The following is a 15288-nucleotide window of genomic DNA, read 5'->3' as shown; positions in this document are numbered from 1 at the left end:
GACATTCGGTCGCGTACTCCAGGCGGGGGTTGGGATTGTGCGTCACTGCCGCGTTGCGCAGTCCACCGACAGGCATGCCGTGTTTGAGGCAGTGGCTGGCGTAGACTGTCGGCGATCCAGCGCTGGTCACCTGGGATTCAGCACCGGCGTGGTGGCTGAGCGAGGGGGATCGGGCCGGGCCGCTCCAGTCGACGTCGACGGGCCGCGGGCCGGAGATGTAGCGGGGGGAGCGAAATGGCCGTCCACGGTCCCGCGATGACGGATGTTGCTCGTCTCGCCGGTGTCTCCCATCAGACGGTGTCGCGGGTGCTCAACGGGCACCCCAACGTCCGTGAGCAGACCCGGCTTCGTGTGCGGGCGGCGATCGCCGAGCTCGGCTACCGCCCCAACGGTGCGGCACGCGCGCTGGTGACCGGTCGATCGCAGGTCATCGGCGTTGTCGCACAGAACACCACGCTCTACGGTCCGGCATCCCTGCTGGCAGCGTTGGAGCAGACCGCCGCCCAGGAGGGTTTCGCGGTCAGCGTCGGCAGCGTCCGCAACCTCGACCACCGGTCCATCTCGGCCGCCGTCGAGCGGCACCTCTCGCACCGGGTCGCCGGCATCGTGGTCATCGCGCCCGTCGAGTCGGCCGGGGAGGCGCTGGAGCGTCTACCGAAGGACGTCCCACTGGTCACCGTCGACGGTGACCCGAGCCGGCCGGTGCCGTTGGTGACCGTCGACCAGGTGGCGGGCGCCCGTGCGGCGACCCAACATCTGCTCGACGCGGGGCACCGCACCGTCTGGCACGTCTCGGGGCCGTCCGACTGGTTCGACAGCGTCGGTCGGATCGACGGATGGCGGGAGGCGCTGCTGGCCGCCGGCCTGGTGCCGCCGCCGCTGATGCCGGGGGACTGGTCCGCGTCCTCCGGTTACCGGTGCGGGCAGATGTTGGCGCGGATGCCTGAGGTCACGGCGGTCTTCACCGCCAACGACCACCTCGCGTTGGGCGTGCTGCGGGCGTTGCACGAGTTCGGCCGACGGGTGCCCGACGACATCAGCGTGGTCGGCTTCGACGACGTGCCGGAGGCGGCGTACTTCATCCCGCCACTGACCACCGTCCGTCCGGACTTCGACGCGGTCGCGCGGGCGAGTCTGCAGATGCTGCTGAGCCAGATCGAATCGGGCACCGGTGGCGCGTTGCGGCAGACGGTCGCTCCGACCCTGGTCGCCCGCGAGAGCGTCGCCCCACCGCGTCGCTGACCGCTCGGTGCGCCGCGTCGTCGGCGACCGGGGCCCCACTCGTTCGTAGGCGACCGGGGCCCACTCGTTCGTTGACGACTCGTTCGTTGACGACCGGGCCGCCGCGTCGCTGACGACTGGGCCCCACCGCGTTGTCGACCTGGGGGTCCGCGTCGCTCCGGCCGATAAGACCGCACTCAATCGCTATGCGATCTTGGTCATCGATGGGCGGCAATGCAATGCGGTCAAGGTATTGAACCTCGTGAAATGTGACCGTAACATGATGGTCGTCTCTGTTAACGCTAACAACAATTGGCGTCCAGCTATCGGCCCATCGACCGGAGATCGTAGTCAGGGGCGGGCGCCACCGACAAGGAGGCTCGATGAACCGCATCACTCGAGGTCGACGCTGGGGGAGCGTACTGGCGGCCGGCCTGCTCGTAGCCGGCGCCCTGGTCGGCCTCCGCGCCCCTGCGGCGCAGGCGCTCGACAACGGCGTGGCGCGTACCCCGCCGATGGGTTGGAATTCGTGGAACTCGTTCGGTTGCAACATCAACGAGGCGCTGATCCGCAGCACGGCCGATGCGATCGTCAGCAGCGGGATGCGCGATCTGGGCTACGAGTACGTCGTGGTCGACGACTGCTGGTTCAACCCGAACCGGGACTCCTCCGGCAACATCCAGGGCGACCCGACCCGTTTCCCCAGCGGGATGAAGGCGCTCGGCGACTACCTGCACGCCCGGGGTCTGAAGTTCGGTCTCTACCAGGTGCCCGTCGACAAGACCTGCGCGCAGTACTTCGGCGCCTACCCCGGGGCCACCGGTAGCCGTGGTCACGAGGTGCAGGACGCCCGCCAGTTCGCGGCCTGGGGTGTCGACTTCCTGAAGTACGACTGGTGCTCGCCGGAGGGCAGCATCAACGACCAGGTGGCCACCTTCGCCAAGATGCGCGACGCGCTGGCCGCCACCGGCCGACCGATCGTCTACAGCATCAACCCCAACAGCATCCACGCCAAGACCGGCCCGCAGCGCAACTGGGGCGACGTGGCCAACATGTGGCGCACCACCGAGGACATCACCAACGCGTGGGACACCGGCCAGACCAACGGCTACCCGATGGGCATCCAGAACATCATCAACGTGACCGTTCCGTTGGCCTCCTACGCGCGCCCGGGTGGGTTCAACGACCCGGACATGATGGAGGTCGGTCGTGGCGGCATGAACGACACGGAGATGCGCAGCCACTTCGCGATGTGGGCGATCATGGCGTCGCCGCTGATCGCCGGGAACGACGTCCGGAACATGAACGCCGCGACGCAGACCATCCTCAAGAACGCCAACCTGATCGCTATCAACCAGGACTCCCTCGGGTTGCAGGGGACGCAGGTGTCGTTCGACGGTACGCGTCGGGTGCTGGCCAAGCGCCTCGCCAACGGTGACGTCGCCGTCGCCCTGTTCAACCAGGGTGGCTCGACGACGACGATCTCCACCACGGCCGCGGCCATCGGCAAGTCCGGCTCGTCGTTCACCCTGGTGGACGCGTGGACCAATGGCTCCAGCTCCAGCAGCGGCACGATCAGCGCCAGCGTCCCCGCGCACGGCACTGTGGTGTACCGGGTCAGCGGTGGCGGGACGACCCCGCCGACGACGCCGCCGCCGACCACGTCGAGCGCGTACGCCAGCGCGGCCTCCAACCGCTGCCTGGACGTGCCGAACAGCAACACCGCAAACGGCACCCAGCCGGTCATCTGGGACTGCAACGGCCAGGCCAACCAGCGCTGGGCGCGTAACGGTCAGACCCTCCAGTCCCTCGGCAAGTGCCTGGACGCCCCGGCGAACGCGGCGGCCGGCTCCAAGGTGCAGATCTGGGACTGCAACGGCGGGACCAACCAGCAGTGGAACGTCAACGCCAACGGGACGATCAGCAACGTTCAGTCCGGGCTCTGCCTGGACGTCAACAACAACGGCACGGCCAACGGCACCACGGTGATCCTGTGGAACTGCACGGCGGCGGCCAACCAGCGGTGGTCGCAGCGGTAGTTGACTGAACCGCCGCTTCTGTCGGTGCCCGTGGACGACTAACGTCGTCCGCGGGCATCGGCGTGTGGAGCGTCGACCGACCCGGAGAGTTGCCGCACCCTCACTCCTGGTCGATTGACCGCATGGCTACGCTCGCCTGGATGCTCCGTTACGAGACCGTGACACCGGTATTTCGGAGTAGGTGTTGACGCAACCTATGTGAGCGCTAACACTACCCGAAAGATGACAGTTGCCCCGGCAGTCGGCGGGGGAGTCCAGAGAGGAGAACCCCGTGCGCAGGAAATTCCTGGTTGCTCTCGGCAGCGCGGCGCTGGCGCTGAGCCTTGCGGCGTGCAGTGGCGAGGGAGCGGGCAGCGGCGGCGACAAGAGCGGCGAGAAGCCCAGCGACCTGACCATCGGCGTGTCGATGCCGACCCAGACCTCCGAGCGGTGGATCGCCGACGGCAACGCGGTGAAGTCCAAGCTTGAGGCCAAGGGCTACAAGGTCGACCTCCAGTACGCTGGCGACGACATCCCCACGCAGTCGCAGCAGGTCGACCAGATGATCACCCAGGGCGCGGACGTCCTGGTGATCGCGGCGATCGACGGCACGGCGCTCAACAGCCAGCTGCAGGCCGCCGCCGCCGCGAAGATCCCGGTCATCTCCTACGACCGGCTGATCCGCGGCAGCAAGGACGTCGACTTCTACGTCAGCTTCGACAACTACAAGGTCGGCGTCGCCCAGGGCACTGCCCTGCTCGTCGGTCTCGGTCTGCTGAACAAGGACGGCTCGAAGGGCACCGCCAAGGGCCCGCTGAACGTCGAGCTCTTCGCCGGTTCGCTGGACGACAACAACACCCAGTACTTCTACGGCGGTGCGATGGACACGCTGAAGCCGTTCATCGAGGACGGCACGCTTGTCGTCAAGTCCAAGCAGACCACCCCCGAGCAGATCGCCACCCTGCGGTGGCAGCAGGAGACCGCGCAGAAGCGGATGGAGAACCTGCTGACCTCCAGCTACAACGACGGCGCGAAGGTCGACGGCGTGCTGTCCCCGTACGACGGCATCTCCCGGGGCATCATCACCGCCCTGCAGAACGCCGGCTACGGCACCGGCGCGAAGAAGCTCCCGGTCGTCACCGGCCAGGACGCGGAGATCGCCTCGATCAAGCTGATCAACGACGGCGTGCAGAACTCCACCGTCTTCAAGGACACCCGACTGCTCGCCGAGCAGGCCGTCAACGCGTCCGAGGCGTTCCTGCAGAAGAAGCAGCCGCAGGCCAACGACACCCAGACGTACAACAACGGCGTCAAGGTCGTCCCGGCGTACCTGCTGCCGATCGCCACGGTCTACAAGGACGACATCAAGGCCACGCTGATCGACTCGGGCTACTGGACGGCGGAAGAGGTCGCCGCCGGCCAGGCCAAGAAGTAAAGCCACTCGTCGGGCCCGGCGGTCTCCGCCGGGCCCGACGCCGTGGCGTACCGCGTCCGACCTGACAGAGGACAGTGACCATGGACGACACCATCCTTGAGATGCGCCGCATCACGAAGACCTTCCCCGGCGTGACCGCGCTGGAGGACGTCACCCTCGCCGTCCGTCGTGGGGAGATCCACGCCATCTGCGGGGAGAACGGCGCCGGCAAGTCAACCCTGATGAAGGTGCTGTCCGGCGTCCACCCGTCCGGCTCGTACGACGGTGAGATCCTCTTCGACGGCAAGCCGATGCAGTTCCGGGGCATCCGCGACAGCGAGGCCAACGGCATCGTCATCATCCACCAGGAACTCGCCCTGGTGCCGTACCTGTCGATCGCGGAGAACATCTACCTCGGCAACGAGCGGCGTGGCCGCAGCGGGCTCATCGACTGGAACCTGGCCAACGCCGAGGCGGCAAAGCTGCTGGCGTCCGTCGGGCTGCACGAGAACCCCGTCACCCCGGTCATCCAGCTCGGCGTCGGCAAGCAGCAGCTGGTCGAGATCGCCAAGGCGCTGTCGAAGCAGGTGAAGCTGCTCATCCTCGACGAGCCGACCGCCGCGCTCAACGACATCGACTCCGCTCACCTGCTCGACCTGCTGCGGGCACTGCGCGACCAGGGCATCACCTGCATCATGATCTCGCACAAGCTCAACGAGATCATGGCCATCGCCGACTCGACGACAGTCATCCGGGACGGCCGCACTGTCGAGACCCTCGACATGAAGTCCGGCGACGTGACCCAGCAGCGGATCATCCGGGGCATGGTCGGGCGTGACCTGGACAGCTTCTACCCCGACCGTGAGTCGTCCCCCGGCGAGGAGGTCCTCCGCATCGAGGACTGGACGGCGCGGCACCCGGTCCAGGACCGGATGGTCGTCGAGGGCGTCAACCTGTCCGTGCGCGCCGGTGAGGTCGTCGGCATCGCGGGTCTGATGGGCGCCGGGCGCACCGAGCTGGCGATGAGCGTGTTCGGTCGGTCGTACGGGCGCGACATCAGCGGCCGACTGTTCGTACGCGGGAAAGAGGTGCAGGCGCGTACCGTCGCCGAGGCCATCGACAACGGCATCGCGTACGTCACCGAGGACCGCAAGCACTACGGCCTCAACCTCATCGACGACGTGCGGCGCAACGTGTCCGCCGCCGCGCTGGACCGCCTGTCCCGGTTGGGCTGGGTGAACGGCAACGAAGAGATCAAGGTTGCCGAGGCGAGCCGCCAGGAGATGAACATCCGGACGCCCAGCGTCATGGCGGTGGTCGGCAAGCTCTCCGGCGGCAACCAGCAGAAGGTCGTGCTGTCGAAGTGGCTGTTCACCGACCCGGACGTGTTGATCCTGGACGAACCCACCCGGGGAATCGACGTCGGGGCCAAGTACGAGATCTACACGATCATCAACCGGCTGGTGGCCGCCGGCAAAGCAGTGATCGTCATCTCCTCCGAGCTGCCGGAGCTGCTCGGGATGTGCGACCGCATCTACACCCTCGCCGCCGGCCGGATCACCGGTGAGATGCCGGTGGCCGAGGCGACTCAGGAGAGCCTCATGGAGCTGATGACCAAGGACAAGGAGCTCGTCGGATGACCGACATCAAGACCCCTTCGACGGAGCGCCCGACGCCCCCGGACAGCGCGCCCGCCGCCGCCCTGCACAGCGGGACGAGCGACCTACGCGCGTTGGTGTTGAACAACCTGAGGCAGAGCGGGATCTACGTCGCCCTGGTCGTCATCGTCGGGCTCTTCGCGATCCTGACCGACGGGGTGCTGCTGAGCCCCGGCAACATCACCAACATCGTCCTCCAGTACTCGTACATCCTGGTGCTCGCGATCGGGATGGTCATCCTGATCATCGGCGGCCACATCGACCTGTCGGTCGGATCGGTCGTCGCGCTGACCGGAGCGGTCTCCGCCGTCCTGGTGATCCAGCAGGGTCACCCCTGGTGGATCGGCGTTCTGGCGGCACTCGCCGTCGGCATCGCGGTCGGCGCGTGGCATGGCTTCTGGGTGGCGTACGCCGGCATTCCGGCCTTCATCGTGACCCTGGCGGGCATGCTGCTGTTCCGGGGTCTCACCCTGCGGGTGCTCGACAACATCTCGCTGTCGCCGTTCCCGGCCGAATACCAGAAGGTCGCCGCGGGCTTCCTCAACGGCCTGCTCGGTGGCAACGGCTTCGACGCCTTCACCTTGCTGATCGGCGCCGTCGCGGTGGCCGGCTACGCGGTGAGCGGTTTCCGCACCCGTGTGGCGCGCATCCGCTACCAGCAGCACGTGGAGTCGTTCCCGCTGTTCGTCGCCCGGGTCGTGCTGGTCGGCGCTGTCATCATGTACTTCGCCTGGCAGCTGGCCCACGCCCGTGGTCTGCCGATCGTGCTGATCATCCTCGCGGTCCTCGTGCTGGTCTACGGCCTGGTCACCCGGCGTACCGTCTTCGGTCGCCAGGTCTACGCGATCGGCGGCAACCTGTCGGCGGCGGCGCTGTCCGGGGTGAAGGTCCGGACCGTCAACTTCTGGATGTTCGTCAACATGGGCTTCCTGGCCGCCGTGGCCGGCGTCATCTACTCCTCGCGGTCCAACGGCGCCCAACCCGCCGCCGGCAACATGTTCGAGCTGGACGCGATCGCCGCGGCCTTCATCGGCGGCGCGGCGGTCACCGGTGGCGTGGGCACCGTCGTGGGCGCGATGGTCGGCGGTCTGATCATGGCGGTGATGAGCAACGGCATGCAGCTGATGGGCATCGACCAGTCGACCCAGTCGGTGGTGAAGGGTCTTGTCCTGCTCGTCGCGGTCGCCTTCGACGTCTACAACAAGCGTCGGGCCGGCACGGCACGCTGACGCCTGGACCGTACGCACGTGTGTGCCCCTGCCCGCTCCGCGGGCGGGGGCACACGTCGCTTGGCGGCGTGCCGTCCCTTGCGGTGCTGTTCCTCCAGCGGCGCCGAGGCTGGCCGTGGGATGCCGGAACTGGCTCGCCGGGCTCGGGTCCACCCTTCCCGGTGCGGCGCTGTAGAGCTGCCCCACACATGGGCCGCGACCCCGCTAAGGGCTCGACCGGGACCGGCCCTGCGTTGTGTCGCGGTCGTCGCGCGTGCGACCGGCACACCTTCGGCGTGGGTGGCATTCCTGTGTTGTGGGCGGATGGTCCTGGTTCCCGTGGGGCGTCACGCCCGTCCGGTGGTCCAGGGCTGGCCCGTCGTGGTCGTCCGGGCTGGCCTGCTGTGCGTATGTCCGGGGCTGGCCTGCCGTGGGTCCGTCCGGGCTGACCCGCCGCGCCGGCTGTTGGGCTGACCCGCCGCGCCGGCTGTTGGGCTGACCCGCCGCGCCGGCTGTTGGGCTGACCCGCCGCGCCGGCCGTTGGGCTGACCCGCCGCGCGGCCGTCGGGCCGACCCACCGTCCGGGTATCCGTGGACGGGCCCACCGTTTGGCCGTCGAGGGGCTGGTTCGGTAGCGACCGGCAGTTGAACCGCGACCGCCCCACATCTGGGGCAGGTCTACAGCGAGCCGCGCAAGTCATCACTGCCCACCGCTACCCGGGTGTGGGGCGCTCACCGGACTTCCAAGCACGGGCTCGAGGTCGTCAGGCCCGAGGGCATTTCGTGGGCCGCAGAGTCGTGGAGGGAGGGGCGGGAGGGGATCCCGCTGCACCGCGAACGGTGCAGCGGGATCGCGCGGTCAGTGGCAGTTGCCGGTGCCGGTGTCGCTGTACGTCTGCCCGGCCACCGGCACGAACTGCCAGTCGTAGCTGCCGGAGTGCAGGGTGAACTTCAGGACGCCCCACGCTGAGCTGTTACGCGCCTCGCTGTTCGGCTGGATCGTGCCGAAGCCGTAGTGGCTCGCGCCACCCATGCCGGCGACGAAGCTGCGCAGACCCCGACTGGCGTCGGCGCCACCGGAGGGGTTCATTGGCGCGAACCGCTCGTACACGTGATTGTGTCCCCACACCACGACGTCGGCGTTGTAGTCGTAGAGCGCCTGGTACAGCGGGCGCGTCGACGTCGACGGCGCGTGGTTGGAGCTGGACGTGAACAGCGGGTGGTGCCAGTACGCCAGTGTGCACGGTTTGCTGGTGGCGGCCAGGTCGGCACGCAGCCACTGCTCCTGCGTCGATCCCGCCGACATGCTGATGTTCGAGTTCAGCGACACGATGTGCCAGTTGCCGAGGTCGAACGAGTAGTAGCCGCGGCCGCTCGGGCCGGCGGACGTACCGAAGTAGTTGTAGTAGCCGGTTGCGCCCGACGTGTTGTAGTCGTGGTTGCCCGGCGACGGGCGGGTGCGGCTCTTGTGCCGCCCCCAGGTGGGCTCGTAGTAGTTGCTGAACTGCGATGCGGTGCCGCTGTCATAGACGTTGTCGCCGGTGGTGAAGACCGTGCCGGAGATGGTGTCGAGCAACGCGGCGGTGGCGCTGTCGCCGGAACCGGAGTCGGCGATGTCACCCGCGCCGACGAACACCGGGTCGCCGGAGGGCGGGGTGGTGGTCCCGGTGGTGACCACCAGTTGCGGGGCGTCCGCGCCGCTTTCGCGGGTGTCGTAGTACGCGCCGTCGCCGCTGGCGGAGGTCGCACCGAAGCTGTACGTGCCGTTGCCGGTCACCGCAGCGGTGACGTCGACCTCGTACCAGGTGTTGCCGCTGACCGCGCCGACCGTGCCGAGCGTGGCGCCGTCGATGGCCGGCTGGTTGTTCCAGGTGGTGCCGGTCTCCGACCAGGTCGTGTTGGACATCCGGCGGAACGTGCCACCGGCGTCGCTGCCGCTGTTGCCGCTGATCGTGCGCAGCCGCAGCTTGGCGCTGGTCACCGTGCCGCTGACGCCGTTCACGGTGAAGCGCAGGAACGACCGGCGTACGGGTGAGTTGTCGACCACGATCTGCGTGGACGTGCCGTAGTTGGTGGAAGCCGTGTCGCTCTGGACGTAGGTGTCGGCGACCGGCGTGAACGTCACGCTCGCCGCCGCCGCCGAGCCGGCGCCGGTCACGACGACGGCGGCGGTCGCGGCGAGGACCACCGTGACCACCCCCAGCGTCACCGACGGACGGGGGAATCGAATGTCCATCCAGGACTCCTTCACATCGTGGGAAGAGCGCAAGGAATGTAGGAGAGTCGACGGTCCGGAGGGCCACGGTCGTATGAACAGTACGCTCAGGCAGTGAAACATCTCGATGTTTGTCGTATGTTCACCCGACGCACGCCTGGCGGTCCCCGACAGACCCTTGCCGCCTCTCCGCCCAGTCGCCACGATGGCTGACCGTCAGCTACCGACCTGAGGAGATGCTCGTGTACCTGTCGACCGTCTCCCGACCGGTCGCCGACCCACCGGAATCGGGGCCACCGCAACCGGGGCCACCGCAACCGGGGCCACCGCAACCGGGGCCACCGCAGTCGGGGCCACGGCGCCGACGGTTCGCGATGGTCAGCGGCAACGTCGTCGCGCTCGGCACGGTCAGTCTGATCACCGACGTCTCTGCGGAGATGGTGGCCGCCGTCCTCCCGCTCTATCTGGTGCTGGGTCTGCAACTCAGCCCGGTGGCGTTCGGCGTGCTCGACGGCGTCCACACTGGCGCGACAGCGCTCCTGCGGGTCGTCGGTGGTTACGCCGCCGACCGGTTCCAGCGGCGCAAGCTGATCGCGGGTATCGGCTACACCCTCTCGGCGGTCGCGAAGCTCGGGCTTCTGCTCGCCGGCCGGTCGATACCGGCGATCGGCGCCGTCATCGCCGCCGACCGGCTCGGCAAGGGTGTCCGCAGCGCCCCACGCGACGCCCTGATCACGCTGTCCACCCCACCGGAGGCGTTGGGTCGGGCGTTCGGGGTGCACCGGGCGATGGACAGCTTCGGAGCGTTCCTCGGGCCGCTCGCCGCGTTCGCGGTTCTGCTGGTCGTCGGTCAGTCGTACGACGCGGTGTTCGTCACCAGTTTCTGCGTCGCCGCCCTGGCGGTGGTCGTCCTCGTGCTCTTCGTCCGGGAGCGGCCACCGGGCGAGGTGAAGAAGGGCGAGCCGAAGGTCTCCGTCCGGGAGGCTCTCGGGCTGTTCCGTGGCGGACCGGCCCGTCGACTCGTGCTGGCCGCGGCGATGCTCGGGCTGGCGACGATCGGCGACGGATTCGTCTACCTGTTGTTGCAGCGTCGGGAGGATCTCGGCCTGCGCTGGTTCCCGTTGCTCGCGGTAGGCACCAGCCTGGCCTACCTGCTGCTCGCCGCCCCGCTCGGTGTCCTCGCCGACCGGATCGGCCGACTGCCCGTGGTGATCGGCGGCTACGTCGCCCTCGGCGCGACGTACCTGCTGCTGGCCGGCCCGGTCGACGGCTGGCCGCTGATCGTGTTGACGCTGACGCTCTACGGCGCGTTCTACGCGGCCACCGACGGCGTTCTCATCGCACTCGCCGGGCCGGTCCTGCCGGCGCGACTGCGGACCACCGGGATCGCTCTCGTGCAGACCGGGCAGGCCCTGGCGTACCTCGTCTCCTCGGTGCTGTTCGGTCTCGCCTGGCAGGTGTTCGGGCCGGAGACCGCGATCCGCGCGGCGGCCGCAGCCGTCGCCGGGGTCCTGGTCCTCACGCTGCTCCTGCTGGTCTCCCCGTCCCGCCTCAGCATTCGGAAGGTGCCCCGATGACCGCGATGTCGACCCGGGCGAAACTCGGCGTGGTGATCACCTCGGCGATGTTGCTGGGTGGTGTGGCGGCCGGCTACGTGGCCACGGCGGCGGAAACCCCGCCGACGCCGCCTCCCGCCGCCGGCGACCAGGCGGTCACCCTGACATCCGGGCCGCGCCTGCTGGCGCTCACCGACCGGCACGTCTCGACCGTCGCCACGGCCGACCCCGCCGGGCCGCGTACCGTCTCCGGTCTGGAATGCCTCCGGGTGTACGCCGCCGCCGGCACCGGTGTCTGCCTGAAGCCGGAGACCGCGTGGTCGTACCAGATGGTCGTGCTCGACGCCGCGTTGCGCGAGACCCGGACGATCAGCGTGCCGGGTCTGCCGAACCGGGCCCGGGTCTCGGCCAGCGGACGGATGGTCTCCTGGACCACGTTCGTCGGCGGCGACTCCTACACCTCCAGCGGCTTCTCCACCCGCACCGGAATCCTCGACACCAGCAGCGGTGCCACCGTCGCTTCGCTGGAGGAGTTCGCGATCACGAAGGACGGTCGGCGTTACCGCCACCCGGACGTCAACTACTGGGGTGTCACCTTCACCGCCGACGACAACCGCTTCTACGCGACCATGTCGACCGGGGGCAGGAGGTACCTCGTCCGGGGTGACGTCGCTGCCCGCACCGTCGAGACGGTGAAGGAGAACGTCGAGTGCCCGTCACTGTCACCGGACGGCACCCGGCTCGCGTTCAAGGAGGCCGTCGACGCCGATCCGGCGAAGGGTTGGCGGCTCTCGGTCCTCGACCTGGCGACCATGCGGGTCACCGCGACAGCCGAGACGACGAGCGTCGACGACCAGGCCGCCTGGCTCGACGGCGGCACGCTGGCCTACACGCTGCGGCAGGACGACGGTCGACCGGACGTGTGGAGCGTACCGGCGGACGGGTCCGGCGCGCCGAAGCTGGTGATCCCCGGCGCCGAGTCGCCGTCTCCGCTGACCTGACGCTCCGGCCTCGTCGGGCGGTCAGGACACCTGACCGCCTTGGCGCGGACAGCATTCCGTCATGTGGGATTTCGCGCCGCACCCATCGCCGTTCATCGACGTTCTCAAGGCTGCTGACCATGACAAGGCTCAGCCGTCGCATATTCGTCCTCAGTGGACTCGCCGCCGCCGGAGTGGCGGTGACACCCCGTCGGGGTGCCCGCGCCGCGGTGCCGTACCCCTTCAAGCTCGGTGTGGCGTCCGGTGACCCGGCACCCGACAGCGTGGTCCTCTGGACCCGGCTGGCACCGTCGCCGCTCAACGCCGACGGGCAGGGCGGCATGGCCAACGCCGACGTGACAGTCGAGTGGCAGGTGTCCACCACCGACCGGTTCACCTCGCTGGTCGCCTCCGGCTCGGTGGTCGCCCGCTACGCCGACGCGCACTCGGTGCACGCGATAGCGGGTGGGCTCGCCGCCGACTCCGACTACTACTACCGGTTCCGGGCCCAGGGCCAGATCTCCCCGGTCGGACGGACCCGGACCGCACCGGCGCCCAGCTCCTTCGGCCGCGACCTGGTGATGGCGTTCGCCTCCTGCGCGCACTACGAGGCCGGCTACTACACCGCGTACCGGCGGATGGCCGAGGACAACCCCGGGCTGATCCTGCACCTCGGGGACTACATCTACGAGGGTGGCGTCAACACCTCCGCGGTGCGGCAGCACGTCGGCGCCGAGATCGTGTCGCTGGCCGACTACCGCCGCCGGTACGCGCTCTACAAGTCCGACCCGGACCTGCAGGCAGCGCACGCGGCGGCACCCTGGCTGGTGGTGCCGGACGACCACGAGGTGGAGAACAACTACGCCAACATGGTCCGCAACGACAGCAGCCCCACGCTCACCGCCGCGCAGTGGACCGCCCGGCGGACCGCCGCGTACCGGGCCTACTACGAGAACATGCCGCTGCGACCCGCCTCCGCCTCCAGCGGCAACAGCATCCCGCTGTACCGACGCGTCCGGTGGGGGCAGCTCGCCACCTTCCACATGCTCGACACCCGGCAGTTCCGCGACGACCAGGCGTGCGGCGACGGCTGGAAGGTGTGCGCGGATGCGGACCTGACCTCCCGGTCCCTAACCGGGGCGACCCAGGAGGCGTGGCTGCTCGACGGGTTGGCCCAGCACTACGGCACCTGGGACATCCTCGGCCAGCAGGTCTTCTTCGCCCGGCAGTTCGACGCCGCCGGGGCGGCCAGCATGGACGCCTGGGACGGCTACCGCGCCTCCCGCAGCCGCATCCAGACCGGCTGGCAGCAGCGCGGGGTACGCAACCCGCTGGTGCTCACCGGCGACGTCCACAAGTCGTGGGCGAACGAGCTCAAGGCCGACTACGCCAACCCGTCGTCAGCGACCATCGGCACCGAACTGGTCTGCACCTCGATCACCTCCGCTGGCAACGGCACCGGCAGCACCACCATCCCCAACGCGGCGACCAACCCGCACCTGAAGTTCCACTCGGACCGGCGAGGCTACGTGCGTACCACGATCGGTCGCAGCCAGGTCCGCGCGGACTTCCGCGCGCTGAGCTCGGTGACGGAGCACGGCGCGGCGGCGTCCACGGCGGGTTCGTTCGTGATCCTCGACGGCCAGCCCGGCCTCCAGGCCGGGTAAGGGAGAGCCACACCATGACCGCGATCACCGCACTGCTCACCGCATCCCTGTTGGTCCCGAACCTGGCACCGGCCCCGACCGCCATGACCGCCGAGGCGGTCACCTGGACCACCGCGAACAGCGTCGCCACCGGCGACCAGGACCTGCCCTCCATCGCCATGAACCGCAACGGTCAGGTCGCCGTGGTGTGGGAGGACGACCGGGACAGCACCGCGCCCGAGGACGACACCCACAGCGAGATCTACCTGCGGCTGTTCCGCGACGGCACGCCCGGCTACGAACTGAAGCTCTCCAACGGTGGCACCAGTGGGGCCGCCTGGCGGCACGTCAGCCCCGACGTCGGGCTCGACGACAAGGGCAACGCCGTGGTGGTCTGGGCCGCCGACGGCGACGGCAACGGCGTCTACAACATCCAGTACCGGGTGGTCTCGCCGACCGGGGCGGTGCTCGGCTCGGGCCAGGCGAACGCCTCCGACGCCGGGCAGCAGATCTGGCCGAAGGTCGGCGTCGACCCGGACGGCGCGCCCACCACCGCGGCGGTCGGCTTCACCGTCGTCTGGGAGGACGCGCAGGGAACCGCGCCCGCCACCGTCAAGGCCGCCGGCTTCACCGCGCCCACCACCAAGGGGTACGAGGTGACGGCCTCACAGACGACCGGAACGCACCACCGCCCCGACGTGGCGGTGTCGGCGTCCGGGGAGGCACTCGTGGTCTGGGACGAGGACGCCGACGCGAACGGGTCGTACAACATCGGGTTGACCCGGCTGGCCCGGTCCACCGGCGCGGTGGTGCTGTCCCGGCGGACGGCCAACGCGCAGAGCGGCGGCCAGCAGCGGCGTGCCTCCGTCGCGGCGAACGTCGCCGGTGACTTCACCGTCGGCTGGGAATCCGACCACACCGGCACTCGGGGTGTCTGGGCCCGGTCGTTCACCGCGGCCGGCGCGGCCCGCCACGGGGAGGTCGAGATCTCCACCGGCACCGGCGCCATCGCGCCCAGCGTGGGCATCGACGACCAGGACAACGCCGTGGTGGGCTGGAACGTGTCGGGCGCCGACCCGGACGTCTGGGCCCGGGGACTCAACCCCGACGGCACTGTCGACGGCCGGCTGGCGGCCCAGGCGTTGAGCCAGACCACGACCGGGCGCCAGGAGCACTTCGCGCTCGCCGCGTCCCCCTGGGGTGAGGTGAGCGTCTGCTACACCGACGACAACGACGGGAACACCTTCGACCAGGTGCTCCTCGGCCTCGGTACGACGAACTCCACCTGGCTGATGTCCGCCGACGAACTGCGCCGACTCAAGGCGCGGGGCACCCCGACCAACTGAGTCGGTACCCCCGCCGGCGGGCGGGG

Annotated in this window: 10 protein-coding genes; 9 read left to right on the top strand and 1 reads right to left on the bottom strand. The window is 69.3% G+C overall.

Going from position 1 to position 15288, the window contains the following annotated elements; genetic code table 11:
* The first annotated feature begins 255 nt into the window (after positions 1-255).
* The 5 genes from O3438_RS12935 (at position 256) to mmsB (ending at position 7540) form a co-directional block, all read left to right on the top strand.
* Positions 256-1242, top strand: a complete 987-nt coding sequence (locus tag O3438_RS12935) for a LacI family DNA-binding transcriptional regulator (RefSeq protein ID WP_269680204.1) — start codon at positions 256-258, stop codon at positions 1240-1242.
* 362 nt (positions 1243-1604) lie between these two features.
* Complete coding sequence (locus O3438_RS12930; protein ID WP_269680203.1) at positions 1605-3260, top strand: glycoside hydrolase family 27 protein; 1656 nt, start codon at positions 1605-1607, stop codon at positions 3258-3260.
* Positions 3261-3531: 271 nt separating this feature from the next.
* On the top strand, positions 3532-4674 hold the full coding sequence (chvE, locus tag O3438_RS12925) for a multiple monosaccharide ABC transporter substrate-binding protein (protein ID WP_269680202.1): 1143 nt from the start codon (positions 3532-3534) through the stop codon (positions 4672-4674).
* An 80-nt stretch (positions 4675-4754) separates the two neighbouring features.
* The gene (gene mmsA / locus O3438_RS12920) at positions 4755-6293 is read left to right on the top strand and encodes a multiple monosaccharide ABC transporter ATP-binding protein (RefSeq protein WP_269680201.1); all 1539 of its coding nucleotides are present in this window, start codon (positions 4755-4757) and stop codon (positions 6291-6293) included.
* Positions 6290-7540, top strand: a complete 1251-nt coding sequence (gene mmsB, locus O3438_RS12915; protein WP_088990622.1) for a multiple monosaccharide ABC transporter permease — start codon at positions 6290-6292, stop codon at positions 7538-7540. The genes mmsA and mmsB overlap by 4 nt, the downstream gene beginning before the upstream one ends.
* Positions 7541-8378: 838 nt before the next feature.
* On the opposite strand, the gene O3438_RS12910 is transcribed toward mmsB, so the two are convergent.
* Positions 8379-9755, bottom strand: a complete 1377-nt coding sequence (locus O3438_RS12910; RefSeq protein WP_269680200.1) for a CBM96 family carbohydrate-binding protein — start codon at positions 9753-9755, stop codon at positions 8379-8381.
* Between the two features lie 353 nt (positions 9756-10108).
* Here O3438_RS12910 and O3438_RS12905 point away from each other — a divergent pair, with 353 nt between their 5' ends.
* The 4 genes from O3438_RS12905 to O3438_RS12890 all read left to right on the top strand — a co-directional run bounded on the left by O3438_RS12905 (position 10109) and on the right by O3438_RS12890 (position 15262).
* Complete coding sequence (locus tag O3438_RS12905; RefSeq protein ID WP_269680199.1) at positions 10109-11311, top strand: MFS transporter; 1203 nt, start codon at positions 10109-10111, stop codon at positions 11309-11311.
* Positions 11308-12291, top strand: a complete 984-nt coding sequence (locus tag O3438_RS12900; RefSeq protein WP_269680198.1) for a TolB family protein — start codon at positions 11308-11310, stop codon at positions 12289-12291. Before O3438_RS12905 ends, O3438_RS12900 begins: the two co-directional genes overlap by 4 nt.
* Before the next feature lie 119 nt (positions 12292-12410).
* Positions 12411-13937, top strand: a complete 1527-nt coding sequence (locus O3438_RS12895) for an alkaline phosphatase D family protein (RefSeq protein WP_269680197.1) — start codon at positions 12411-12413, stop codon at positions 13935-13937.
* Between the two features lie 14 nt (positions 13938-13951).
* A complete protein-coding gene (locus O3438_RS12890; protein ID WP_269680196.1) occupies positions 13952-15262 on the top strand; it encodes a hypothetical protein in 1311 nt (436 codons plus the stop codon).
* Positions 15263-15288: the final 26 nt, after the last annotated feature.

The organism is Micromonospora sp. WMMC250, assembly GCF_027460215.1.
Taxonomy (GTDB): domain Bacteria; phylum Actinomycetota; class Actinomycetes; order Mycobacteriales; family Micromonosporaceae; genus Micromonospora; species Micromonospora taraxaci.
The sequence above is the reverse complement of the archived record's forward strand: the minus strand, read 5'-3'. Positions and strand labels throughout refer to the sequence as shown.